General features: G+C 61.9%; 19 protein-coding genes. 7 read left to right on the top strand and 12 right to left on the bottom strand.

What is annotated here, in order from left to right; genetic code table 11:
* Nucleotides 1-309: 309 nt before the first annotated feature.
* From ACWPN8_RS30990 to ACWPN8_RS30980, 3 genes are all read left to right on the top strand, one after another.
* Entirely contained in the window at nt 310-1,386 is a 1,077-nt protein-coding gene (locus ACWPN8_RS30990; protein ID WP_492243577.1) for a hypothetical protein, read from the top strand.
* A 10-nt stretch (nt 1,387-1,396) separates the two neighbouring features.
* Nucleotides 1,397-2,602: a glycosyltransferase family 4 protein gene (locus ACWPN8_RS30985; protein WP_492243673.1), complete on the top strand. Its 1,206-nt coding sequence runs from the start codon at nt 1,397-1,399 to the stop codon at nt 2,600-2,602.
* Between the two features lie 114 nt (nt 2,603-2,716).
* Nucleotides 2,717-5,356, top strand: a complete 2,640-nt coding sequence (locus ACWPN8_RS30980; protein WP_492243576.1) for a glycosyltransferase family 2 protein — start codon at nt 2,717-2,719, stop codon at nt 5,354-5,356.
* A gap of 262 nt (nt 5,357-5,618) precedes the next feature.
* On the opposite strand, the gene ACWPN8_RS30975 is transcribed toward ACWPN8_RS30980, so the two are convergent.
* Nucleotides 5,619-7,190: an asparagine synthetase B family protein gene (locus ACWPN8_RS30975; RefSeq protein WP_492243575.1), complete on the bottom strand. Its 1,572-nt coding sequence runs from the start codon at nt 7,188-7,190 to the stop codon at nt 5,619-5,621.
* A gap of 415 nt (nt 7,191-7,605) precedes the next feature.
* Between ACWPN8_RS30975 and ACWPN8_RS30970 the strand changes: the two genes are divergently transcribed.
* On the top strand, nt 7,606-8,727 hold the full coding sequence (locus ACWPN8_RS30970) for a class I SAM-dependent methyltransferase (protein ID WP_492243574.1): 1,122 nt from the start codon (nt 7,606-7,608) through the stop codon (nt 8,725-8,727).
* A 17-nt stretch (nt 8,728-8,744) separates the two neighbouring features.
* Here ACWPN8_RS30970 and ACWPN8_RS30965 read toward each other — a convergent pair whose 3' ends face one another.
* The 3 genes from ACWPN8_RS30965 to ACWPN8_RS30955 are packed head-to-tail and all read right to left on the bottom strand — an operon-like array spanning nt 8,745 to nt 10,228.
* Complete coding sequence (locus ACWPN8_RS30965) at nt 8,745-9,005, bottom strand: hypothetical protein (RefSeq protein WP_492243573.1); 261 nt, start codon at nt 9,003-9,005, stop codon at nt 8,745-8,747.
* A gap of 25 nt (nt 9,006-9,030) precedes the next feature.
* Complete coding sequence (locus ACWPN8_RS30960; RefSeq protein WP_492243572.1) at nt 9,031-9,915, bottom strand: hypothetical protein; 885 nt, start codon at nt 9,913-9,915, stop codon at nt 9,031-9,033.
* Nucleotides 9,908-10,228 (bottom strand): NAD/NADP transhydrogenase alpha subunit-like protein, encoded by a 321-nt coding sequence (locus tag ACWPN8_RS30955; RefSeq protein ID WP_492243571.1) that lies wholly within the window; start codon nt 10,226-10,228, stop codon nt 9,908-9,910. Before ACWPN8_RS30955 ends, ACWPN8_RS30960 begins: the two co-directional genes overlap by 8 nt.
* 249 nt (nt 10,229-10,477) lie before the next feature.
* On the opposite strand from ACWPN8_RS30955, the gene ACWPN8_RS30950 reads away from it, so the two are divergent.
* Entirely contained in the window at nt 10,478-11,854 is a 1,377-nt protein-coding gene (locus ACWPN8_RS30950) for a protoporphyrinogen/coproporphyrinogen oxidase (protein ID WP_492243570.1), read from the top strand.
* A gap of 24 nt (nt 11,855-11,878) precedes the next feature.
* Nucleotides 11,879-12,790 carry an NAD-dependent epimerase/dehydratase family protein gene (locus ACWPN8_RS30945; protein ID WP_492243569.1) on the top strand — a complete coding sequence of 304 codons (912 nt, stop codon included), beginning with the start codon at nt 11,879-11,881 and terminating at the stop codon, nt 12,788-12,790.
* A 73-nt stretch (nt 12,791-12,863) separates the two neighbouring features.
* Here ACWPN8_RS30945 and ACWPN8_RS30940 read toward each other — a convergent pair whose 3' ends face one another.
* From ACWPN8_RS30940 to ACWPN8_RS30905, 8 genes are all read right to left on the bottom strand, one after another.
* Complete coding sequence (locus ACWPN8_RS30940; protein ID WP_492243568.1) at nt 12,864-13,412, bottom strand: dTDP-4-dehydrorhamnose 3,5-epimerase family protein; 549 nt, start codon at nt 13,410-13,412, stop codon at nt 12,864-12,866.
* Complete coding sequence (gene rfbG / locus ACWPN8_RS30935) at nt 13,409-14,509, bottom strand: CDP-glucose 4,6-dehydratase (RefSeq protein WP_492243672.1); 1,101 nt, start codon at nt 14,507-14,509, stop codon at nt 13,409-13,411. Before rfbG ends, ACWPN8_RS30940 begins: the two co-directional genes overlap by 4 nt.
* Entirely contained in the window at nt 14,509-15,279 is a 771-nt protein-coding gene (gene rfbF / locus ACWPN8_RS30930; protein WP_492243567.1) for a glucose-1-phosphate cytidylyltransferase, read from the bottom strand. The genes rfbG and rfbF overlap by 1 nt, the downstream gene beginning before the upstream one ends.
* Entirely contained in the window at nt 15,276-16,583 is a 1,308-nt protein-coding gene (gene rfbH / locus ACWPN8_RS30925; RefSeq protein WP_492243566.1) for a lipopolysaccharide biosynthesis protein RfbH, read from the bottom strand. The genes rfbF and rfbH overlap by 4 nt, the downstream gene beginning before the upstream one ends.
* A gap of 120 nt (nt 16,584-16,703) precedes the next feature.
* The gene (locus ACWPN8_RS30920; RefSeq protein WP_492243565.1) at nt 16,704-18,314 is read right to left on the bottom strand and encodes a glycosyltransferase family 61 protein; all 1,611 of its coding nucleotides are present in this window, start codon (nt 18,312-18,314) and stop codon (nt 16,704-16,706) included.
* 534 nt (nt 18,315-18,848) lie between these two features.
* Complete coding sequence (locus ACWPN8_RS30915; protein WP_492243564.1) at nt 18,849-19,961, bottom strand: class I SAM-dependent methyltransferase; 1,113 nt, start codon at nt 19,959-19,961, stop codon at nt 18,849-18,851.
* Nucleotides 19,962-20,038: 77 nt separating this feature from the next.
* The gene (locus ACWPN8_RS30910; protein WP_492243563.1) at nt 20,039-20,917 is read right to left on the bottom strand and encodes a hypothetical protein; all 879 of its coding nucleotides are present in this window, start codon (nt 20,915-20,917) and stop codon (nt 20,039-20,041) included.
* 238 nt (nt 20,918-21,155) lie between these two features.
* Complete coding sequence (locus tag ACWPN8_RS30905) at nt 21,156-23,174, bottom strand: radical SAM protein (protein WP_492243562.1); 2,019 nt, start codon at nt 23,172-23,174, stop codon at nt 21,156-21,158.
* Nucleotides 23,175-23,452: 278 nt separating this feature from the next.
* On the opposite strand from ACWPN8_RS30905, the gene ACWPN8_RS30900 reads away from it, so the two are divergent.
* Nucleotides 23,453-24,139, top strand: a complete 687-nt coding sequence (locus tag ACWPN8_RS30900) for a tetratricopeptide repeat protein (RefSeq protein WP_492243671.1) — start codon at nt 23,453-23,455, stop codon at nt 24,137-24,139.
* The last annotated feature ends 3 nt before the right edge of the window (nt 24,140-24,142 follow it).

Here is a 24,142-nt window from a genome sequence, read left to right as displayed (position 1 = left end):
GAAACCTTCCCCCGTTTCGCTTCCATCCGCCCGGTCCGCAATTTTCAATTCCAGGATGCGTAAATTCCTGTTTCATGATTGCAATATAATGCAAAAGCCCTAACCGATTGGGGTTGATTTTGATACTATACCTCTTCGGTGATATCTCTTTGCTGGTACGGCTGACCAAATGGAGCGTATTGCTTCGGGATCTAAGCTTTTCCAGAGCGCTTCGATCTCTTCCCTTGCCTTTGGGTTGAACTGCCACGCGCCCTCTTCGGTTGCACTCAGCTCCGGAGCCGGCGCGGCCGCCGCGCCGGGGGGTGTCCGATGAATGCGATCAGCCCGGTCAAGGTCGAATTCGCAAAGGTCGCCACCTACCAGGGCCGGCTCGAGTTCGTGACGACCAGCAAGATCTACGGCTGGCTGCACAACCAGAGCAATCCGGCGGAGGAATGCCTGGTCGATCTCTATGTCGATGGACGCTTTCTCGGCACCCATGCCTGCAACGAGCATCACAAGGCGCTGAGCGGACTGCCGGGACGGAACGGCTTCCTCGCTTTCAACATCCCCCTTCCCACTGGCCTTCTGTCGATCGACGGCTGCTGTGTCGACATCAAGATCCATGGCACCAGGATATCGATTCCAGGCGCCCCCGTCGTCACCGGCCTTCACCGGGCGGTGATCGACACGGCCCTGTCCGGAATGACGCCGGAACGGCAGGCCCTGTGCGCCAGTGCGCTTTGCGAGACGACGAACCAGACCAGGCGTGGACGCGACCAGATCGAGGACGCAAGGCTGGTCCGTAACGCCGAGGGGTTTGAAAGGAGCGAGCTGACGGTCGGCTCCTTCCTGGCACACCAGCTCTACCGGTTGCAGGAACAGCGGAACTTCCATCTGCGCAGCGCGGCCGACCTGACCCGCTTTCTGGTGCAGCACGCCGAGCGCTTCACGCTGGCCGACCATGCATGGTGCCCGCTGCCGGCCGATGTGACGGCTTATCTGACCTCGGGCGAAGAGGATGCCGCCGGCTTCTTCCACTCGCGCCTGCTCTCGGCCTACCGGACGGGCGAGACCGGTGCGGCCAGCGGTGACGGTGACGTGCTGTGCGACCTCGTCCACTGGATGTTCGGCAAGGCCCGCCTGCCCAAGGAATCGTTGTCCCCCCGCCATGTGGAGGATTCTGAATGCGCCGGCCCGGATCGACCGCCATGGACTGATCTCGCGCTTCTACGCCGGAATGCATGCCCGCGACCCCGAGCTGACCGCGGCCTTCGACCTGCGCGACGAGCGGGCGCTGTTCCCCCTGCTGCTGGCGATCTCGCTGTGGCTGCTGCGCTGGAACCTGGACGACCTGTTCCTGCCGCCGGAGGTGAGCGCGCTTCTGGACGCGCCGATCCATCATGACGGGCAGGCCATGTCCGGGCTTGGCTATTTCTACACCCGCCTCGGCGTGCCGGGGGCGCAGGCCCTGAGCCTGTCGTCGCTGCGCCAGCGGCAATGCGCGCCGGTGGCGCGCCACCTGCCGCGCATGCCGCAGGCGAAGGGCGTCAACCTGTTCGGCTATTTCGACGGCGGCACCGGCATCAGCCGCAATGCCCTGTTTTCCCGCGATATCCTGCAGGACGCCGGCTTCGGCGTGACGATGCCGATGATGGCGGTGCCCAACCGCCATGCCGGCGAGGAACTCTACCCGATCAACCTGATCCATTTCGGCCTGCTGGGTGCGCCGGGCGACATGATCAATCATGGACTGGCGCGCTTCGCCGGCGCGTACAACATCGGCTTCTTCCTGTGGGAAACCAGCGCGCTGCCCCGCTCGGCCCATCTGGCGTTGGACATGATGGACGAGGTCTGGACCATGTCGGCCTTCTGCGCCGACACCATGAGGCAGCATTTCTCCGGTCCCATCCGCATCGTGCCCAACTGCGTCGACGAGCGTGTCCTGAAGGTCTCCGCGGAAAAACGGCCGGAGGATCAGCCCTTCACCTTCTATTTCTGCTTCGATGCCCGCAGTTGGTACACGCGCAAGAATCCGCTCGCGGTGGTCCGCGCCTTCCGGAAAGCCTTTCCGTCCGAAAGCGGGGTGCGGCTCATCCTGCGCATCCGCTACCGCCAGACCAACCGGAGCATCGCCGATCTCGCCCACAAGCTGGACCTCGACCGTCTGGTCGGCACCGATCCGCGCATCGTCGTGCGTGACCGCGAGCTGTCATACGCCGACTCCCTGGCCGAGATGCGGTCCTGTGACGCCTATGTCTCGCTGCACCGGGCCGAAGGCTTCGGCTACACCATGGTGGAGGCGATGATGATGGGCAAGCCGGTCATTGCCTCGCGCTATTCCGCCAATCTCGACTACATGACGGACGAGACCGGCTTCCTGGTCGGCGGCTGCGAATGCTACCTCGACAGCGACGAGTATATCGGCGTCACGCCGGGCGCCCGCTGGTTCGAGCCGGATATCGATGAAGCCGCCGAGGCGATGCGGCGGGTGAAGGAGAACCGGAGCGAAACCAAACGGCGGGCCGCCGCCGGGGCCGCCTCCGTCCGCGGCCGCTTCGCCCGGCCCGTCCTGCAGGAGCTTTATGCCAGCCGCCTCTCCACGATCCTGCAAACCATCTGAGCCGGTTTCTGGTAAGCAGGGGCCGGATGGAAGGTCCGCATCCTTCCCGCCCGGCGTTGACGTGAAGGGCGTCGGCATGAAGGCGGATCGGCGGAGCAAGACAGGGATATGGGAATGGACAGCGGCCTGAACACGGCTGGAAACAAGCCGCTCCCGGCGCAGGGCCCGGACGCCTCTGCGCAAACCAGCCTCGAGGACGCCTTCAACGGCTACCGCCTGTTCCTTGGCCGCCACCCGAACAGCGTTCAGGAAATCACGGCCGCCACCGGCTGCACGCCGGCCGAGTTCCTCGGCGGCTATCTGCTGCACAAGGAGTTTCTCAACGGCATCATCGCCGGGCTGGCCGGCGATGCCGTTCTGCCGCATGTCGCCCTGGCCCCGGCTCCGGACGATGCCCTGGCACGCTGGGCGCTGGACCGCCTGCCCCTGTCGGAAAGCTCCCGGGAGTCGATCGCCACCAGCCGCTCCTGGCGCTTCTGGCTGCTGACGATCCTGCGCGACGACGGCTTCCGCGGCGGGCTGCCGGCTGCCGTCGCCGATTGGCTGGCACGTTCCGGCGTGCAAGGGCGGCTGGCCGCCGTCGAACTCGCCCCGACCCGCCGCCTGATCGGGGAAGCGTCGCACAACGGAACCGGCGGCGTTTCCGGCTGGTGCGCCAATGCCAGCGACTTTTCGGAGCGCGTGGTGCTGGAACTGCATCTCGGCGACCGCTTCATCGGCGCGGTGCGGTGCGAGCACTTCATTCCGGGTCTGGGCGAGCGCGTCGGCGGCGGCGGCACCTACGGCTTCCTCTTCGATATCCCGACGGCCCATGCCGACCTCGTCGCCCGGGGGACGATGCTGCGGCTGCGCGACGCCCATTCCAAGGCGCCTTTCGGGTCGGACATCTACGTCAAGGCGAACCTGCCGGCGGCCCTCGACGATCTCGGCCGGGTGCTGGCCGCCATCCAGTCGATGAAGGAGATGCTCGCCAGCATCGAGCAGCAGATCCCGCATGTCCTGCGTGCCGTCAGTCCACCGCTGTCGGCCTATGGCGCCCTGAAGGCGCAAGGGCTGCTCGCCTGCCATCGCCTGCTGGACGGTGAGGCCGCCGCAGCGGCCGACCTCACCGTCAACGTGATCCTGCTGGAGACGGCGCTCGAGCCGGCACCGCTGCGCAGCCTGCTCGCCTCGCTGGACGACCAGACGCACCGCCGTTGGACATTGACCGTGCTTGCCGCCGATGGCCTCGGCCAAAACAACCTGGGCAGCGAGGCCGGGGCGCTGATCCGTCCGCTGGAGGCCGACGGCCGGGCGGTGGTCGCGGCGCCGGCCACGCTGCCGCGCCTGCTGGCCGGCCACCCTGCCCTGGCCGGTGCCGCCGCCCATCTGGTGGTCGGCAGCGCCGGTCCGCTGCGGTCCGACGCCCTTGCCGCCTTTCTTGCCGCCCTGGAACCGGCATCGGACAATCCGGCCGCCGTCGCCTACAGCGACCACGACGTCCTGACCGATGCCCGCAACGGCAAGCCGGCGCAGGTGCTGCCGGTGTTCAAGCCCGGCTTCGATCCGGCGATGCTGCTGTCCTACGACTATGCCGGCCCGATCGTCCTGGTGACGCCGGACGCTCTGTTGCGGTCATTCGCCATTGCCGACGGAACGCCGCCGTCGGGGCTGCACGACCTGATGCTGCGCTTGAGCGACTGCGTGCCGGCCGAGGCGATCCGGCACGTTCCGTCCGTGCTCTACAGCCTGGACCAGACGGCCGACCTGCGCGGCCCCGGCGGCTTGCCGCGGCTGCTGACCGGCGACCCGCGGGCGGTCGAGGCATGGGCCGCACGCCGTGGGCTGGCGGCCGAGGTGCGGCAGACGCGTGTGGTCAGCGAAACCGGGGAGGCCGGCCAGACGCTGGTCGAGCCTTGCGACATCGTGCCCCGCCGACCCAACCTGCCTTCGGTCACCGTCATCGTCCCGACCAGGAACGCCCCGGTCCTGCTGCGCAACTGCCTGGACTCGCTCCTGCGGACGCGCACGGCCTATGCGGGGACGATGCAGATCCTGGTGATCGACCACCAGAACGAGGATCCCGACAGCGTCGCCCTGATCGCCGCCATGAAGGCTCAGCGCGGCGTCGACGTCATGCCGTATCGCGGCGCCTTCAACTGGGCGATGATGAACAATCTGGCCGCGGCGCAGGCCGGCGGCGACGTGCTGGTCTTCCTCAACGACGACACCATCACCACCGACACCGGATGGCTGGCCCGTGCGGTCGCGACGCTGGAACTGCCCGACGTCGCGGTGGTGGGGGGCCGCCTGCTCTATGGCGACGGCAGCATCCAGCATGCCGGCGTGATCACCAGCCACCAGCAGGGGGCGGTGCATGACGGGCGCGGAATGCCCGGCAACGAGGGCGGCTATCTCGGCCGCAACCTCGTTCTGCGGTCCGCCGCCGCCGTGACCGGCGCCTGCATGGTGACCCGGCGCTCCGTTTTCGAGAGCGTGAAGGGATTCGACCCGTCCTGGCCGGTCGAGTGGAACGACATCGTCTATTGCATGGCGGTGCGGCGTGAGGGACGGCGGGTGGTCTACGACCCCGCGGTCTGCCTGTACCACCTGGAATCCAAGACCCGCGGCTACCTGTCCGGTCAGGCCGGCCTCGACACCCATCGGAACGACGTGAAGAGAATCCTGGCGGCATGGGGAGAGGCGCTCGACGACCCCTTCTACAGCCCGGCTTTCAACCGGCTGGACACCCCCTTCGCAAGGATCGCCCTGTAAAGGAAAAGGCGTGAAGGGATCGGATCCCGGGACGGGGATCAGCCTTCCGACCCATCTATCGGCCTGGTCTCCGCCGCCTGCTTTTCCGAATTCGGCGTGCAGGTCACCTGCGCCGGCAAGGACGCCGACAAGGACGCCGACAAGGACGCCGGCAAGATCGAGCGGCTGAGGAACGGCGAGATTCCGATGCTGAAGCGGCCGGTGATGATCGATCTGCACAACATCCACACCCCCGAGGACCCGGGGCGGTTCCGCTTCGGCTCTATGCCGAAGCGGACCAGGTGGCGAGAAGGAACAGCCGCCAGACCAGCAGCGGATCGGGTGTCCCGTCATAATGGGCGGCGATCCGCCGCTCCGCGGCATCCAGATCGAGAAGGCCGGCGAGCGAGCCGCCACGGGCGGTGGCCAGACGGTCGAGAACACGGTCGCGCTGACCGTCGAGCAGGATGTCGGGCGTCACCAGTTCCGCACCCGGCTCCCGCTGTCCCATCGCATCGGCGAGCGGTGCCGGCACTTCGGCCAGCAGCCGGCGCCGCACCGGCATGCCATCGGCGCGGGCCTGGCGACGCAGCGCTTCCGCCCAGCCGGCCAGTTCGCCGCCGCCGAGGAAAGGCACGTCCAGCTCCCAACCGCGTTCCCCCAGCACACTGGCCAGCAGCGGAACCGTCCCTCCGGCAAGACGGGTGGTTTCATCCGCAGCCGGCAGCGGACCCGTCGGGTCCCAGCCGCGCATCGACAGGCCGGTCCGGTGCAGGGTTCCGACGACGTCAGCTCCGCGCACCAGCCCGGCGCAGGCACCGGCGTCGAGCATCGCCCCGGCGGTCATCCCGACGGTCGCTTCACCGAACAGGGCACGGCCGCCGATTCCCGCCAGGATACGGCCGGGCCCATCGCCCAGATGCCCAATCCCGGCGCACAGCAGGAAAAGCAGAAGATCGTCGACCGGCAGCCCATGGCCGGCCAGCCGGCCATCCACCGCATCGAAAACAGCTTCGGGCGACAGTTCGCAGGTTTCCAGCTTCAGGCCGAACCGGTCGGCGATGGCACCGGCGAGGGGAAACTCGTTCAATCCGGGGAAACCGAAGGCCCAGGCGACCGGCGGCGCCCCATCTCCCGCGGCGGCCTTGCCCAGCGCCGCCGCCAGGATGCCGGCGTGCAGCCCGCCGCTCAGCAGCAGAACCTTGCGGCCCGGTCCGAAGCCGGAAACGCCGGCGAGCCGGTCCAGAAGGCTTCCGCCTCCCGTTCCTGCCGGAGCATCGGAGAGCCAGAGGGACAGAACCCCGCCCTGGCAGCGCAAGGTCATCCCCGGATCGAGGCGCCGCACCCCGTCGTCCGGACGGCTCCGGTCCAGACCGGGAGCGGCGATGCCGGCGAGCAGGAATTGCAGGGCCGCATCGGGAGACAGCGGACATCCATCCATGTCCGACAGCAGCCGTGCCTCGGACGCGAACACGATGTCGGCGCCATTCATCCTGACGAACAGGGGCCGGGTGCCCGCCAAGCCGTGCGACACGATGCAGAGGTCGCGGTCTTCATCCCACAGGCAAAACAGATGATCGCCCGCCAGCCCGGCCAGGGCAGCCTCGCCCCCGGTGCGGTACCGCTCAAGCAGCCGCTCGCCCAGGTGCGACGCGCCGCCGGACGCCTGCCCGATGTTCGTGGCCGGACGGCCGCCGAGCAGCACGAGACCGCATCGTCCGTCGCCGGTGGCGAAGGGCTGGAACGGTTCGTCCGGTCCAGCGGGCTGCGCGACGGCAACGCTGATCCGCGGCCCCACCTCGAAACCGAAGCGCAGCAGTCCCCGTGCTTCCGCCTTGGCTGCGGCCCTGGACACAATCGACCGCGCCGCCTTGTCCACTGAAGGAGAGGTGTGGAGGCATCCTGCGATGAAGCTCATGGAGTCCGGACCTGGTCTTGATGATGGTACTGTCTGGCTTGCAAGGCGTCATCGGGCCGCCTGACAATGCAGATTGAACATTTGCACGCCGAAAGCAACTTCGACAAGCCATTCGCGCCCGCCTCACAAGCCGGCCGCATCCACACGCTGCGGTATCATGCCACGCCATTGGCGCTTCCATTGAGACGATGCCGGGATGGTTCATTCACTTCGCAGAACTGCCGTGGAAGGCATCCGTTCGCATGCATGGGCTGCAATCAAAGAAAGCCATATCTTTTGTCATGGCAATTCATTGACTTTCCGGCAGAGCTATTCAATAGCTAGTGCAGATTAATCAGAGTTAAGGGCTGCCATGTTCGGCGGTGACGAGCAGATTTCCATTCCCGTCATACTGTCTCCGCCTTTCCGGAAGGAAAGCGGAGCCGCATGGACGGTTCAGATAGACTCAGGTCTTTTTCCGCTGACCGACGATGTCGGCTTCGTCACCCGTTCGATCCTGGCCTTGCGGGAGGGTGACCGCCTGCTCGGTCCCGGCCATGCCTCGCATGACGAAATCCGGACCAAGGGCAACGGACGCTATTCGCATTGGCGAGACGTCCTGTATTTCTCCACGAGCGACAACAGCGACCCGAACACCAACGGGCGCGTCTATACGGTCGAGCCGTCGGAGACCGTTTATTTTTCAGAGCGCGTGAACTACGCCCTCAGCATCGTCGAGTTCTATGCGACGCATGTGCAGGGCGGACTGAACGGTTTCCGCGACCGCCTGGTTCTGGAGATCGGCCCCGGTCCGGACATGGGCAGCGTTCTGGCGATGGCATGCCTGGGCGCGCGGGTTTGCGTGGTGGACCGCTATCTGGCCAGTTGGCGGGCGGGATGGCACGACAAGTATCTGCCGGTCCTGATCGAGGAGATGCGCAAGCGCGGCTGGCCGGTCGATCCGCAACCGGTCGAGCGATCGCTGGCGGCCCAGGCGTTCGATCCCGAACTGATCCGGCCGGTGCCGCTCTCGCTGGAGGATGTGACGGCCGCCGATCTCGGAACGGGGGGCGAACTGGCGGACCTGACGGTCTCCCACGCCGCGTTCGAGCATTTCTATGCGATGAAGCCGGCGCTGCTTTCGCTGGCCCGCTGCATGAAGCCGGGGGGGCGGGGTGTGCATCGGGTCGATTTCCGCGACCACCGCAATTTCGCCCGCCCGCTGGAATTCCTTCTGCTCAGCCAGGACGGCTACGACGAGTTGAGCGGGGATGCCAAGTACCAGCATGGCAACCGGATGCGGCCGAACGTCATGGAGGCCCTCTTCCGCACCATCGACTTCGCCACGGTCGATTTCCTGCCGGAAGCCACCGTCGATCAGGACTATTTCGCCGAATTCCTGCCGCGTCTCCGTGCTGCGACGGACAGCCCCTTCCGGGACATCGACCCGGCCCTGCTGTCCACCCTGGGCGGAATCTTCCTGATCGTCCGGTAGGCTTCCCCTGCCGGGGATCAGAGCGGCTGACCGCCGCCGTCCACCGGCTCCGGCACCGCGCCGGCAAAGGCGGCGATCTGCTCCTGCGTCAGGACGGTGGCCAGGGGGAAGCCGTTCGCCCCGGCAATCGCCACCGGTTCCGCCGGCCCGATGAACTCGCCGATCACCGTCCCGGCTTCATCGGTGGTGATATAGCGGAACTGGGCATGGGCACCGGCCAGATTGCCCTGCTGGTCCCAGCGCACCAGGAATTCGTAAGGACGCTTCGTCGTCTGCATCGTTCTCTCCCAGTCAGCTATCGAATCAGGAAACCAGGGCGCCGTCCGGCCACCGCCAGCCGGTGCCGTCGCTGACCGCCAGCCTCTTGCTGGCAGTGCCGTTGCTGACACAGATCAGGCGCCCCACCGCGGCGGCACTCGGCAGCGTCGCCACCGTGTAGCTGCGCAGGCCGAGATGGCTGTTGGCATCGATGACGACGGTCGCGTTGGACCGGTGCGTCACCGTGCCGTCACTGCCGATGCGAAGCCGCTCCACCGGTACGGTGCCGCCGGCGGGGGTGGTCCCGAAGGCCAGCATGCCCGGCACGCTGCCCGCCGCCGGCGTGCCGTCGACCCAGCACCGGATGTCGGCGGCCGGAAGGAACGCGCTGCCGTCGTCGGCCATGAACCACACCCGGCCGCATTCGTCGTTGCTCTGGACCATGCCGCGCGTACCGACGGCGGTCCCGCGGCTTTTGGCGATGGAAAGCTGCGCGCCCCAGACGCTGGCGCCGTCCCAGCGGCAGGCGCCGATCCCGGACGACCAGGATGTCCCGTGCGCCTGGATCACCGGTGAGGACCCACCGGTTCCACCGATGCCCACCCCGGCGGTATGGCCCTGAACCAGGGCGCCGCCGCTGTCCAGGGTGGTGCGCTGCACCCCGCCGGTCGCGAAGCCCAACGTGTCGGCAGCGGGCCGGTGCAGGCCGGTGTTGGTGTCGCCGGCGAAGGTCAGGGCCGGAACGGCGGCCGATCCGGAGGCCAAGGCGACGGCACCGGTGAAGGAGGGAGAGGCCAGCGGGGCCTTGCCGTTCAGCGCCGGGGTCAGCCCGGCCACCGCCTCCATCCCATGGCCGTGGGCGGCGGGAGCGAGGCCGCTCAGATCGGGCTGCGGAGCATAGGAATATCGTCCATTCATTGCGTCACCCATAGAATCCGAGGCTGAGGAAGCCGGCCTTTTCCGAGACGAAGGAAAGCGTCGTCAGCCCGGCCACCGAACGGGCCATCGGGTTGAACTCCGGCGCCTTTCCTCCGGTGATCGACGCCGCCGGCAGGACGGCATCCCCATCGTACTGGACCCAGTAATCGGTGGTCGCCGCCATCAGAACGGCCCGGGCACCGGCCGGAACGGGTATGGTGACGGCGGTGGACGGCGCCAGCGAATGGACCTGCCGGTGCGGGGGCGGCGTCAGGATGTCGGTCTTGTGCCCATAGGCGTCGGGGATCATGACAACAGGGTTCATCGGCGGCACCTCCGGAGTCCGGGCATGAAAAAGCCCACGGCGGCGGGAACCGGCGTGGGCGCATTGCGGGTGTTGATGGACGGACAGTAAAGGAACATTTTCCTTTATGTCAAGCCTGTCAGGCAACGTCCGGTGCTGGGAGGATGGACGGCTTCGCTGATTTCCATCTGGACTATCGATATAGTCCGATCAGGGGCAGGCTGGCCCCGTTTCTCCCCTCCATCCTCACCGCTCTTGCGTGGTCCAGTCATGATCGTCGTTCTGGGAGCGGGCCTGACCGGCCTGTCGTTCAGCCACCATGCGGGCCATGACCGCTGCCTGGTGCTTGAGGAAAGCACGCGCCCCCTGGGGCTGGTACGGACCGAACAGGCGGACGGCGCCTTCTGGGACATCGGCCCCCACGTGTCCTTCACGAAACATGCCTATGTCCGCCATCTCCAGCAGGTCGGCTGCGCCGGGCGGCAGCGCAGCTTCCAGGCCCTGATCAGCAACCATTACCGGGGCAGCTGGATCTCCCATCCGGCACAGAGCCACCTCTACCAGATGGAGCCGGGCCTGCGGCAAGCCTGCCTGTCGTCGGTCCAGGCGATCCGCGCCCTGCCGGCCAAGGAGCCGGCGCATTACGGCGACTGGCTGGAGCGGGCGTTCGGCCCCGAATTCAGCCGGGTCTTCGCGGCGGCCTACACCCGCAAATACTGGACGGTCGAACCGGAAGAGATGACGGTGTCCTGGATCGGGCGCCGCATCTTCTATCCCGACCTGGAGCAGATCGAACGGGGAGCGGAAGGCCCCCTGCCCTACGACACCCACTACATCACCAGCATCCGCTATCCCCAGGCGGGCGGCTATGCCGGCTATTTCTCCCATCTGGCGGAGGGAGCGAACATCCGCTACGGCGCCCGCGTCGAGCGGATCGATCTGGAGCGGCGGGAGGTGACCACCGCCGACGGAACGGTGCATCCCTATAGCCGGCTGGTCAGCACCATCCCGCTTGACCGCTTCGTCGAGGCGACGCTGCAGGCCGGCGACGAGATACGGGTGGCGGCAAGGCGGCTGGTCCGCACCGACCTGTCGCTGGTCAATGTGCTGGTCCCCCATCCGCCCACGCGTCCAGAGAGCTGGCTGTATGTCTATGACGAGGACTGCCTGTCCACCCGCATCACCCTGACCACCAACCTGTCGCCGGAGGTCACCCCGCCCGGCAGTTGCGGCCTGCAGGTAGAGGTGTATGCCGGCCCCACCCGGCCGCTGCCGCTGGAAGGGCAGGCGCTGGTCGACCGCGTGGTGGAGGAACTGACGGCGATGGGGCTGATCGCGCCTGGCACCGGCCGGGACAGCATCCGGGCCAGGCTGGTGTCGCAGCCCTACGCCAACGTGCTGTTCGACCATGCCCGCGAAGCGGCGCTGGACAGCATCCTCGACTGGCTGTCCGGCTATGGGCTGGAGCGGGAGGAGGGCGATCTGGACCCGGTGGTCGACTGGGAGCGTGCACGCCCCCTGTCAGGCCCCCTGCTGCTCGGTGGTCGTTTTGCCCAATGGAAATATCTGTGGTCCGACGACTGCGCCTTGCGCGGCGCTCAGATGGCCGGTCTGTCGCCGGCGGCGCTCAATGCCGATTATGAGTAAAATCATTTCCAAAAGAGGCGTGCCATGACGTTAGCACCGTCCAATCAATTACGCGTTCTCCTGACAGGGGCCACCGGCTTTGTTGGACGTCATCTTGCCAGCCATTTGGCCGCGCATGGAGCACTCGTACACGCTGTGGTCCGTCCCGACAGCAACTCACATCTCCTTCCTCCCTACATCACCCAGCATATGGATGGCGAAGGTGAGGAATTAGCCGGAATTCTTGAAACAGTTCGGCCAGATATCGTCTTCCACCTTGCTTCTCTCTACATAACAGAACATAAGCCCCAGGATATTATCAGCCTTATAAATTCCAATGTATTGTTCGGCACCCGATTGATGGAAGCCATGGCCAATGTGGGCGTTCAGCGTCTCGTTAATACCGGAACCTCGTGGCAGCACTTCAATGGCGATCAATATGAGCCTGTAAACCTTTATGCCGCGACCAAGCAGGCTCTTGAATCGATTATCTCTTACTATGTTTCCGCTCGCGGATTTTCCGTAACAACGCTTAAATTATATGACACCTACGGCCCCGGAGATAGTCGCTCCAAATTGTTTCATTTACTGCGGAACGCTGTGGAAAATAAAGAAACGTTGCGCATGTCACCGGGAGAGCAACTCCTCGATATTGTTCATATCAAGGACGTGGTCGAAGCCTTTCGAATAGCCGGGACACATTTGCTGAGCAGGAAAATCGGCGCACAAGAGTGCTACACCGTATCATCGGGCCGCTGTCTGCCGTTGCGTGAAATTGTAAGCCTCTTTGAAAAAGTCATCGCGCAACCGATTTCCGTAGAGTGGGGAGCCCGCCCTTACCGAACTCGGGAGGTAATGCAGCCATGGCGCGGAGGGAATTCCGTACCGGGCTGGACACCGGCAATCCCTCTTGAGGCGGGCCTGAAAGATTTACTCCAAGTTTCAGGACTGTCTTGAACTGTACTTTCTTGGATTGAAATCGATGAGGCTTCACACAAGCAATTCGTCGCAACGATACTAGACATGTCAGTCAGCGGATATGGAAAGGACTTTCGAAAGACTCCAGCATCGGGAGATTGATGTCACGTTCGGACAGAATAGGGGCAGTGTCAGGCCAATCGATGCCGGCGCTGTCCCAGCGGATGCCGCTGTCCGCAGCCGCGGCATGGACGGTGCTGGTCTTGTAGACCAGGATGGCCGGCCCCCGCCGCACATAGAACCCATGCGCCAGTCCCGGCGGCAGATAGACGCCGTTGCCGAGGTCCGCCGACAGCTCCACCATGACGTGGCGCCCGAAGGTGGGGGAGTCCCGGCGCAGGTCGACCGCAACGTCCAGCACGGTGCCGGTCACGCAATAGACCAGCTTCACATGATCGTGCGGCGGCAGCTGGAAATGCAGGCCGCGCAGCACCCGATCCGCCGATTCCGTGAAATATTCCTCGGCGAAATCGGTGGACAGCCCGTGCCGCTCGAAGGTCGGGCGGTGCATGATCTTGCGGAAGGTCCCGCGCGGATCCCGGTGCACGGGCGGGCGGATCTCGAAGGCGCCGGGAAGGTCCAGCCTGACGGTCTCCGTCACGGGAGCACCTCTGCCTTGGCGGCGCCACGGGCCAGATAGGCGTCGATCTGGTCGCGGGTGAGGGTGCCGGCGTCGGTGCCGCCGGCCTGCGCCCGGTACCAGGCCACCGTCTGCTCCAGCGTCTCGTTCAGGTCGAGCAGCGGCTCCCACCCGAGCGACACGCGAGCCTTGGTCGCATCCAGCCGTAGGACGGTGTCCTCGTGAGGGTGGTCCGCCTGCTCGACCTCGACCCGGCCACCGCCCCACAGGGCGGCCAGCCGGGCGGCCATCCAGCCCACCGGGCGCTCCCCGCTGGGAAGCGGCGCGAAGTTCCAGGCGTCGGCATGGGTGGCGCCGTCCTGCCACAGCCGCATCGCCAGCCGGAGATAGCCCTCCAGCGGCTCCAGCACATGCTGCCAGGGGCGGATCGCGCCGGGATAGCGCAGCCGCAGCGTGTCGCCGCGGGTGAAGGCGCGGATGGCGTCGGGAACCAGCCGGTCGGGCGCCCAGTCGCCGCCGCCGATCACGTTGCCGGCACGGGCGGTGGCGATGCCGACGCCATGCTGGCCATGGCGTTCGGGCGGGAAGAAGGACTGGCGGAAGGAGGCCGTCAGGATCTCGGTGCAGGCCTTGCTGCTGCTGTAGAGATCGTTGCCGCCGAGCGGATCGTTCTCGCGGTATCCCCAGACCCAGCCGCGGTTCAAATAGCATTTGTCGGTGGTCACGACCACGACGGATCGCACCGAGGGAACGCGGCGCGCACCCTCCAGCAGGTTCAGCGTGCCCATGACGTTGGTGGCATAGGTGCCGGCCGGATCCGTGTAGGCCAGCCGGACGATCGGCTGGGCCGCCAGATGCAGGACGATTTCCGGCTGGCAATCGGCGATGGCGCGCGCGAGGGAGGAGGCGTCCAGGATGTCGCCGATGATGGAGGTCATGCCGTCGGCGACGCCGGCCAGCTCGAACAGGCTGGGGTTGGTGTGGGGCGGCAGGGAATAGCCGGTGACCTCCGCGCCCAGCCGGCGCAGCATCAGCGACAGCCATGCCCCCTTGAACCCGGTGTGGCCGGTCAGGAAGACCCGCCGGCCCCGCCAGAAACCGTGCGCCTGCGGGGTCATCACGACCAGACCTTCCAGGGGGCGCTGCCCGTCGCCCACAGCTCCTCCAGGATGCGCTTGTCGTTGATGGTGTCCATCGGCCTCCAGAAGCCTTTGTGCCGATAGGCGGCCAGCTGATCCGCGGCAGTCAGACGCTCCAGCGGCTCCTGCTCCCAGACGGTTGTGTCGCCCTCGATGTAGTCCAGGCAGCCCGGTTCCAGCACGAAGAAGCCGCCATTCACATAGGCGTTCCTGTTGTCGATCTTTTCCGAGAAGCAGGCCACCCGGTCGCCCGCCAGCTCAAGCGCGCCGAAACGGCCCGGCGGCTCCACCGCCGTCACCGTGGCCAGACGCTTCTGCTCGTGATGGAAGGCGATCTCCTTCCGGATGTCGACGTCGGCGACGCCGTCGCCATAGGTCAGGCAGAAGGTCTCGTTGTCGAGATAGGGGGCGATCCGCTTGACGCGGCCGCCCGTCATCGTCGCATCCCCGGTGTCGATCAGCGTCACGCGCCAGTCGTCGTGCGACTTGTCGTGATAGCTGATGGCTCCGTTCCCGATGTCGATCGTGAAGTCCGACAGGGTGCTGCGCATTTCCAGGAAGAACTGCTTGATGACCTCGCCCTTGTAGCCGAGGCAGATCACGAAGTCGTTGATGCCGTGATGGCTGTAGAGCTTCATGATGTGCCAGAGGATCGGCATGCGGCCGATGCGGACCATCGGCTTGGGAAGGCGGTCCGTCTCCTCGCTGAGACGCGATCCAAGCCCGCCGGCAAGAATGACCGCCTTCATCGCAGTTCCTCCGCAACGATGCTCTTGAGGGTGTCGAGAACATAGGACAGGTGCCGCTCGGTCAGGCCCGGCCAGACGCCCAGCCAGAAGGAGCGGCGCATGATGGTGTCGGTGTTCGTGAGATCGCCGGCAGTGCGATAGTCCACGCCGCGGAAGGCCGGCTGGCAGGTCAGGTTGCCGCCGAACAGCAGGCGGGTGCCGATCCTGCGCTCTTCCAGCCGGCGGACCAGGACGCCGCGGTCCAGGGCCACGCCGTCGCGCACCGTCAGCAGGAAGCCGAACCAGCTCGGCTCCGCCCCCGGGATGGCCTCGGGCAGCACGAAATGGCGGTCGAGCCCCAGGGCGGTCATGCCGTCGCGCAGGAAGCGGAAATTCTCCCGCCGGCGGACGACGAAGCCGTCGAGCTTGTCCAGCTGGCTCAACCCGATGGCGGCCTGCATGTCCGTCATCTTCACGTTGTAGCCGAGATGGGAGTAGACGTATTTGTGATCGTAGCCCGGCGGCAGCCCGTCGAAGGTCCAGTCGAACCGGCGGCCGCAGGTGTTGTCGCGGCCCGGCGGGCACCAGCAGTCGCGCCCCCAGTCGCGGAAGGAGTTCACCAGCCGCTCGTAGGCCTTGCGGTTGCTGAAGACGGCGCCGCCCTCGCCCGTGGTGATGTGGTGGGCCGGATAGAAGCTGACGGTGGCCAGCGTTCCGAAGGTGCCGACCCCCTGGCCGTTCAGCGTGGCGCCGAAGGCGTCGCAGCAATCCTCCACCAGGAACAGGTTGTGGCGTTCGGCGATGTCGGCGAGCGCCGCGGCGTCGAACGGATTGCCCAGCGTGTGGGCGACGACGATCGCCCGCGTCCTGTCGGTCAGCGCCGCCTCGACCCGGTCGGGGGTGATGTTGGCGGTGGCAAGATCGACGTCGACGAAGACCGGCACGCAGCCGTTCTGGACGATCGGGGCGACGGTGGTGGGGAAACCGGCCGCCACGGTGATCACCTCGCTGCCCGGCGCCAGCCGCCGCTCCCCCAGCGACGGGGAGGTGAGGGCGCTCACCGCCACCAGATTGGAGGCGGAGCCGGAACAGGTGAGGCTGGCGTACCTGACCCCGAAACGCTCGGCCAACCGCTTGCGGAAACCGTCGGCGAAGCGCCCTTCGGTCAGCCACATGTCCAGGGACGCGTCGATCAGATGCCGCAGATCGTCACCGTCCACCACCTTGCCGGTGACGGGCACATAGCTCTCCCCCGGAACGAAGGCGGGCTTTGCCTGGTCTTCCCACCAGCGTCCCGCGGCGTCGAGGAGATCCTGTCTATCCATGCGGCATTCCTTGCCTGAAAAAATGAGCCGGACGGCGGCTGTGATTGTGCGTCGCGTCGCCCCTCCGCCGGGACGGGCGGAAAGAGCCTGCCCCGGTGGAGATTGGGAAAGGGCAAACGATCAGCGGTCGAGATAGATCGAATAGGTTCGGCCGTTGGCGTTCGGATCGGAGTTGTCGCTGGTCGAGAAAAGGATGTAGTCGTTCCAGTGGGAATAGAGCCCGCCACCGCTGGTCCGGATGTCGTGATGCATACTGTGTGGCTGACCGATCGGCCGGCCATTTTCCAGCAGGCGGAGCGGCGACCGGGAGCTCGCCGCCATGCCGTCCGCGTAACGCACGAGTTCAGGGAGACGGTATGCATAGGCAAAGGTCCCGATCTGGTCGGGCGAAAAAGGCGCATCAAGAACCCGATAGCAGGCCCCGCGCTCGATTTCCGGCTTCGTCTCGGCCATGGCACGGATCAAAGCGGCTTCCGGATTGACCGTGACGCCTGTCAGTTCCATCAGCCGCGCGACGAAGGGCAGGAAGCTTTCCAGCGGAACCTCGAAGGAGCACTGGTCGCGGTTGGCCGCCTCCACCGCACGGGTCGGATCCTGCCGGATCATTTCCGGCACATGATACATGACGTAGCGCTTCCCCGTGACCCCCGGCACATGGACGAAGGCGGTGAAAAACACGTTGCCGGCCCCGATCTCGCAGATGATGCAGCCTTCCGGCGCATAGGCGGCATTCAGTATCGCCGAGCCGGTCTGGCAGATGAGGATCTTGGCCTTGCCGAAAAACTTCACTTCGTCGGCAAAGTTAAAATTATCGGGCACAACGCAATTGAAACCATAATTCTGGAGGCCGATAGATAAAGCCTCCTCATTGAGCATGTAACGTCCAGAGCCACCACCTTTGCGCATCAGGAAGATGTACTCGGGCTGATGGATCTGAACCGAACTGTCACGGGCGATTCGCTCCGCGATCTCGGAAGTCATAGTATGAAAAAGTGGTGGAGGATTGTTTGTTCCCAACCCAAGCATCCGACTTGAATAGATGAGGTCCCGGCAAAACACAATCGGTTCAGGGGTGCCGAGCAACCGCCCCCCCATGCCTAGCGCCGTCAAACTTTCTTGAATCCAACCTCGGTTTCTGTAATGATTAATTGCATGCCTAGCACTGGGCATAAGGAACTTGACATCATTTTTTAAAATCCAGTCACGGATCCCGTAGGCGGACAACATGCTGTCAAGATGCCAGTGACCATAATTGTCCTGAACGGTGTTGACCAGCATGACTGTATCTTCGATCATTTCTGCACGGTCGCAGATTTCCGGATCGAAAACCAAGCCTTTGTCCGTCTTTGTAATATTCGGCAGAAAACGAGTTAAATAATCAAAGTTTTTTGATTGATCTCCGTAGCAAATATTGTTCAAAGATTCTTTTAAGAATACCCCAGGAGCAATCATGATCGCGCTGCGGTTCGGAAATACAAAAACATCCTTCAGACGAAGGAAAAATAAATTCTGGCTTGTATAGGATTTTTGACTTTTAGTCCAATTATAATTGTAAGCACTCTTATCCTGAAAATAATCCTCGAGGAAATACCCATCGCTGAAATCAACAAATTCTTCTCCTAATAAAATTGATTTGCAATATTTAGAATTGGAAGAAAAAAATTCTTCTATTGATGAATTTACTTCAATCAATTCTTCAATTTTTTTTGTTTCAATGAAAGTACCTTTCATCCTCAGAGCAACCTCCAATTGATAGATTTTCTTCGTTTTTTGACAAAGATTGAAAGTCCGGACTTTCTTGCTTTCATGGACAAGAGAGTACTAGCAAATTTACAATACCTCCTCAAGCCTACCTATAAAGCCCCATGATTCATTCACATCTCTATCATACTGGAGCACAGGGCTACGATGTGTTGCCCTTATCCCAGAAGCCTTTGATCCTGACAGGTCAGGATCAAAGGCTTCGGCGGCAGGAGCCGCCGCCGCGCCGGTCGGCGCGGATACCAGCGGCGATCACCAATGACCGCTGGTGTTTGGACGTAACCAATGGTCCTCACATCTTTTCACAACCCTATTCAACTTGGCAGTCAAATACGACGGAATCGAATCTATAGTGCTGAAGGCTCTCAACGAGAGCCTTCCCAAACCAATGCCCAATCATCTTCGTAGCAGAGCAAGATGACTCCCATGACGGGGAACGAAACCCCCGTTACCATGAATAGAGATTCCAATACTCATACAGAAAATATATTGAATAAATTTATTTCATGGCATCAGAACCAAGCTGTAAGCTATTGAATTTTCATATAGATCTTGATGAATGCAGTTTCTGTAAAGACGGCTCCGACTTTTCTCTTTACTTTCCTGAAGGAATTTATTGACATAATCGTCTGTATTATAGCTACGAACAATACGTTCCTTGATGCTAAAGTTCATGCGTGTGAACCAATATTCAAGCTCGGAAGGACGCAGACGATTTCCTCTAGCTGTATCATGCGCAACAATTTTTTGACGAAACTCAGCATCGTCAATGAAAAGAAAATTCAGTGGATCACTGAAATTACTGTGATCTCTATAATCCACGCCATGCCTTGCCAAAGACCATGGCTTTGAGCATTTAGCCAAATTTTCCATTGTACGCTCTGGATCAAATATATGCTCAAGAACAGAATTAGAAAGAACAAGGTCAAATCTATTTGAATATTCTCTTGAATTCATTTCTTCTACTGTGGTCTCCAAGACCTCAATGCGAGGGGTTACTTTTCCCTTGCTTTCGATAATTATATCAAATACAGATTGATCGACGATAGAAATACCTTGCGATTCGGCTCGCTCAGAGAGTGACTTATAGAAAAGCGGGCTGCGTTCATCGTCCCATTGAATTCCCTCCGGTTCTATGACCGTTACATATGCGCCACGTGCTGCGAAAAGCGCAGCAACACCCAAATATCTTGCGCCAATTTCTAGTATATTTATTTTATTTTCACTACGAAATACAGGGAATGGTTCACGGCAGTATGAGTTCATACAGGAAAAAGTCTGATATATTTCAAAATCTACATTATTAGATGACTTTGCCATCTCGACTTTTGTATCATCTATGATGATTCGATACGATCTACCATTTTCATTTGGATCGCTATTATCGGAAGCAGAGAACCATATCCCTTGCACCCAATGACTATATCGCCCATTTCCCTTCGCAGCCACTTCGCTATGCTGGATATGCGCCGGACCGAGCAGAAGATCATCCTCAAAAAGCTGCAAGGTCGATCGATCTTCTCCAGGGATATCAGCAACAGAAACAAAGTCAAAAAGATCTTTTTGATACGAAAACCCGCCATGATGGCGAAATGGTCTTTCCAGATTTATTTCCATGGCTTTACTCCTTCTATTTTATCTGCCAAGCAGAGTCAGGTGTTAGCTCTCGAGCGGTTTTCGTATCTACTGTTTATCTATATAGATGGAAGAATTTCCCCTTCATGGAATCCCATATTGAATTGATGAGACAGAATATTTGTACATGTTAAAGTTGAATTAAAATGCTGATCCCAAGCCTGAATCAAATCCATGCGCTTAGCCAAATCACGAGCGCTCAAGTACTCTCCGTTTACCGCTGCAAAGAACTGAAACGCCGGATCGAAATAGACCCAACGATCAGGAGTAATTTCGATCTCAACTGCAATATGCGCTGGAAATATAACTGGCCTTGCTCTCAACCCCATACCCATCGCGCAGTCCCCTAATGCCCTTGCAAAGGCACCACATAGCATTGGCGGTCGTCTTAAAATAATTTCGTGAAAATCATGATAATTCTCATTGTAATCATCAATGAAATTTTCTCCATGCGTCCCCCATGGAAATATTACTCTGAGACTTCGAGAAACGTGAGCGAGAAAATTCACTATCCGAATTGATGAAAGCCCTACGGCATTAATATCATCCAAATGGTAAGATAGGCAGCAGTACGTCAGAAAATCTCCAATGGATCTTCTGTTTTTATTTTTTCTTTCATTGTATTCTTCGCCATAGTTAAAAATAAAATCATAGGCTCTGCCGTTTGTATTTGGATTTGAGTTATCGGATGTCGAAAAAATAACCATCGCCATGCTGGAAGGACTAGACCTCCAATGAGAAAAAAGGCCATTCCCTTTCAACCGAATATCTTCATGAAGAGCATGAGGCGGACCAAGCGGCCGACCATTTTCAAAAACCTGAAGCGTTGATGCCAACGCATCTTGTGAATTATCCGATATCCCTTCAATCGGCCAGCTTGGACGAGCCCATGCATAGCCAGCCTCTTTAAAATAGAGATGCTTCAAGATCTGTGACATCGAACAACTCAGCAGCTTCTAATTTTCAATCGAGGCGAATTGATAACATTTTTTTCATCAAACGTCCAGTCTTGCCGGGTTTCGACGAGCATTCATCAACCCAGCCCCGCTCCAATACATGTGCATCGTCGATATGATCAGCATGACGGTACCCTGGCGGCACCTGTCCGGGCTGCCGGCCACTCCGGCCTTCACAGTCCGGAGTGGCGACAGTCCTGTCGGTAGGAAACGGCCGGCGTCAGCTTCCACCGTAGCTTTTGACGCAGCCTGCGCATTCCGGCAGCACGATTGGATTCAGGCTGTCATGCCGCAGCGAGCGGCGCAGGCTTTTATAACGCTTGCCGCACCAGGTGTTCAGAAACGCGTCCAGGCTGTTGGCAAAGCCGAGGACCGTCCGCTGGGTGCGGCAGCAGGCATAGATCTCGCCATCCAGCCCGATGTCCACATACTGCAGCGGCGCCATGCAGGCATAGACGGGATGGGCGTCGGAGCGGCCCGACAGGATCGGGTAGTTGGCGTGGCCGGACCGCGCCTTGTAATGGACGGTGTCCACGACCTCCTTGTTGGTGAAGCGGATCCAGTTCGGCTCGAACCGTATGTCGGGACCGTCCGGATGCGCCGCCGCCCATTCGCCCAGCGCGGCGATCTGGGGAGCCAGCTCCTCGGGGCTGGGCTGCTCCTCGAACGAATCCGAGATCGGATCGTACTGGCGGAAATTCACCGAATCGATCCGGTTGGCGGAGGCCCACTCCATGACGTCCAGCATCGCCGGCAGGGTTCGGCGGGTGACTGTGGGGTTGACGCACAGCTTCAGTTTTTCAGGATCGCGCAGTTCGTTCAGCCGACGGACCCCGCGCTCGACAGCCTCCCATTTCCCATTGCGACGGACCTCGTTGAACAGCGGGCCGGTCGCATCGATGGACATCCAGACGGTGCCCACCATGCCGGACAGCAGGTTGACCAGCCGGTCGGTCAGCAGGGTGGCGTTGGTCTGGAGCTTGAACACGCAGCCATGGTCACGGATCGCCCTCAGCACCTCCTCGAAGTCGGGATGCAGCGACGGCTCGCCGTAGCTGCTCAGCTCGACCTCGGTCATGAAGGGCAGGATGGTGTCCGCCACCTTGCGGAACACCCCGATATCCATGAAGCGGCGGGGGATCTTCTCGTTGTCGAGGAACTTCTGGCTGCCGCAGATCTCGCAACGCAGGTTGCACTTGTTGGTCAGGCCGATGTTGCAGTACTGCGGCAAAGCGAAGCGGCTGCCGCCGCGGAACAGGACATGGGCACCCCGGGCGGCGTGATAGATGATCGATCCGTCGTCCAGCGTCCTATGGATCTTGTATCCGAGCTGATAGTGGCGGCCGTTGGTGTTGGGATCGCTGTTGTCGCTGGTGGCGAACCACAGCTCGTTCCCCCAATGGCTGTAGCGGCCCTCGCCTTTCTGGCGGATGTCGTCGTGGAGCATGTCCGCCCGCGGCAGGAACACGCCGTCCTCGATCAGGAAAAGCTCCGAGTAGCGGCTTTGCCCATCCGAGGCCAGGGCCGCGAGTTCCGGAATGTAGGCGGTCCAGGCGAAGCCGCCGGCATTGCCGTACCGCCCCGGCAGGTCGACTGTGTAGACGCCCTCCTCGAACGACAGGCGGGCATAGCCCTCCTTGACCGCGGCCGCCGGCACAGCCTGGCCGGCCGGCACGATGGAAATCGTGTAGTCGCGCCCGTTGGCGTTCGGGTCGCTGTTGTCGGAGGTGGAGAACCACAACCCGTCGCCCCAATGGCTGTAGCGGCCGCCGCCTTCCTGACGGATATCGTCGTGGAGCTGCTCAGGCGGTCCCAGGGGACGGCCATCCTCCATGAACTGCAGCCTGAATCCTGTCCCGCCCTTTCCCCAGGCTTCGAACTGGGGCAGCTTCACGAGCCAGGCGAAGCCGTTGTCGGTCGCGAAGGGCTTCGGCAGGGGATAGATCGCCCCTACCTGCGGTTGGATATCGGCCCCGAAGGGCGACAGGACGACCGGGGAGGAGCATCCGGCTTCGGAGTCCTCGACTTCGGCCGCACTGTATTTGTTTTCTTTATCGATAATAATCGTGTAGTCGCGGCCGTTGGTGTTCGGGTCGCTGTTGTCGGAGGCGGAGAACCACAATCCGTCGCCCCAATGGCTGTAGCGGCCGCCGCCCTTCTGGCGGACATCGTCGTGAAGCTGGTCCGGCGGCCCCAGGGGACGGCCGTTTTCCAGCAATGACAAGGACGAACGGGGCATTTCGGACGAGGCCCCGTAAGCACTCAGCTCCGGCAGCGAGATACGCCAGCCGTATCCCCCATCATCCTCGAACGGACCCTCCAGGGGGTACGGCTGGTTTTGGGAGGACGCGCGCTCCGCCGTGCTCTGCCCTTTTGGCATTGTATCCCACATGATCTCTGGAGTACGATTAACATGCTTCTTTACAAAAGATACGCATCAAGAAACATTAAGAAAGCTTTCACGTCAATTGGATATATTCTTCCCGCAAGGCGAAGTTTCAATTTTCTTTGGATGAAGTGATGCGTGTATATTCAGGAAACTCCTCTGACTACTCACCATCAATTCAGAAAGATGAGCAAAACTCGTCGGTAATAGAACAAATATCATACGATGACGATTATGAAATCTCGGGAGATTTCTTTGTCTCTGGCGGTCGATTTGATGAGGCGGTAGAATTTTATTCAAAGGCGGAAAAAGCATCGAAAAGGCGCCCCGAAGTTTTAAAGAAGCTGGCTCATGCAGAAATGGCGCGCGGCAACATCGTTGCGGCAGGCTTTGCATTCGAAGAGGCCCTGCGAGTTAACCCGGATGATTTGTCGGCCGAGCTTGGTCTTGTGGAAGTGGCCATTGCTTTAAACAACCGAGACGAAGCAGCACAGAGGCTCGGCAGGCTCAGAGTTGCGCTTGATCGAAGCGGAAACACGCTGGCGGCGCGCCTGGGAAGTGCTTGTCACACCATGATTCAACGTTTGGGAGAGCAATCCGCTCTGTCCGCAGCGTCCTCGGCAGCTGACACCCCCGCCTCCGGCTGGGACATCCGGCAGGCGATCGGCCGGCTGAAGGAGGGGGAGGAGAATGGCTTGCGGGAGCGCGCGGCGATGCTGATCCAGATCCGTGCCCAGTCGGCAACGATCGAGAGCCTGAAGGGGCTGGTGGCCTTTCTGTCCGAGCGGCTCCGGCAGGCTGTCCGCCCCCACCGGTGACCC

This window comes from Azospirillum sp. UENF 112521, assembly GCF_058780665.1.
Note: the sequence above shows the minus strand (reverse complement) of the source record. Positions and strands in the feature narration are given on the sequence as shown.

Bases quoted from the DNA above. Each gene is read 5' to 3' on its own strand.
- ACWPN8_RS30990 (WP_492243577.1), top strand. From the start codon at position 310: ATGAATGCGATCAGCCCGGTCAAGGTCGAATTCGCAAAGGTCGCCACC.
- ACWPN8_RS30985 (WP_492243673.1), top strand. From the start codon at position 1,397: ATGTCCGGGCTTGGCTATTTCTACACCCGCCTCGGCGTGCCGGGGGCG.
- ACWPN8_RS30980 (WP_492243576.1), top strand. From the start codon at position 2,717: ATGGACAGCGGCCTGAACACGGCTGGAAACAAGCCGCTCCCGGCGCAG.
- ACWPN8_RS30970 (WP_492243574.1), top strand. From the start codon at position 7,606: ATGTTCGGCGGTGACGAGCAGATTTCCATTCCCGTCATACTGTCTCCG.
- ACWPN8_RS30965 (WP_492243573.1), bottom strand. From the start codon at position 9,005: ATGCAGACGACGAAGCGTCCTTACGAATTCCTGGTGCGCTGGGACCAG.
- ACWPN8_RS30960 (WP_492243572.1), bottom strand. From the start codon at position 9,915: ATGGGTGACGCAATGAATGGACGATATTCCTATGCTCCGCAGCCCGAT.
- ACWPN8_RS30955 (WP_492243571.1), bottom strand. From the start codon at position 10,228: ATGAACCCTGTTGTCATGATCCCCGACGCCTATGGGCACAAGACCGAC.
- ACWPN8_RS30950 (WP_492243570.1), top strand. From the start codon at position 10,478: ATGATCGTCGTTCTGGGAGCGGGCCTGACCGGCCTGTCGTTCAGCCAC.
- ACWPN8_RS30945 (WP_492243569.1), top strand. From the start codon at position 11,879: ATGACGTTAGCACCGTCCAATCAATTACGCGTTCTCCTGACAGGGGCC.
- rfbG (WP_492243672.1), bottom strand. From the start codon at position 14,509: ATGACCCCGCAGGCGCACGGTTTCTGGCGGGGCCGGCGGGTCTTCCTG.
- rfbF (WP_492243567.1), bottom strand. From the start codon at position 15,279: ATGAAGGCGGTCATTCTTGCCGGCGGGCTTGGATCGCGTCTCAGCGAG.
- rfbH (WP_492243566.1), bottom strand. From the start codon at position 16,583: ATGGATAGACAGGATCTCCTCGACGCCGCGGGACGCTGGTGGGAAGAC.
- ACWPN8_RS30920 (WP_492243565.1), bottom strand. From the start codon at position 18,314: ATGAAAGGTACTTTCATTGAAACAAAAAAAATTGAAGAATTGATTGAA.
- ACWPN8_RS30915 (WP_492243564.1), bottom strand. From the start codon at position 19,961: ATGGAAATAAATCTGGAAAGACCATTTCGCCATCATGGCGGGTTTTCG.
- ACWPN8_RS30910 (WP_492243563.1), bottom strand. From the start codon at position 20,917: ATGTCACAGATCTTGAAGCATCTCTATTTTAAAGAGGCTGGCTATGCA.
- ACWPN8_RS30905 (WP_492243562.1), bottom strand. From the start codon at position 23,174: ATGCCCCGTTCGTCCTTGTCATTGCTGGAAAACGGCCGTCCCCTGGGG.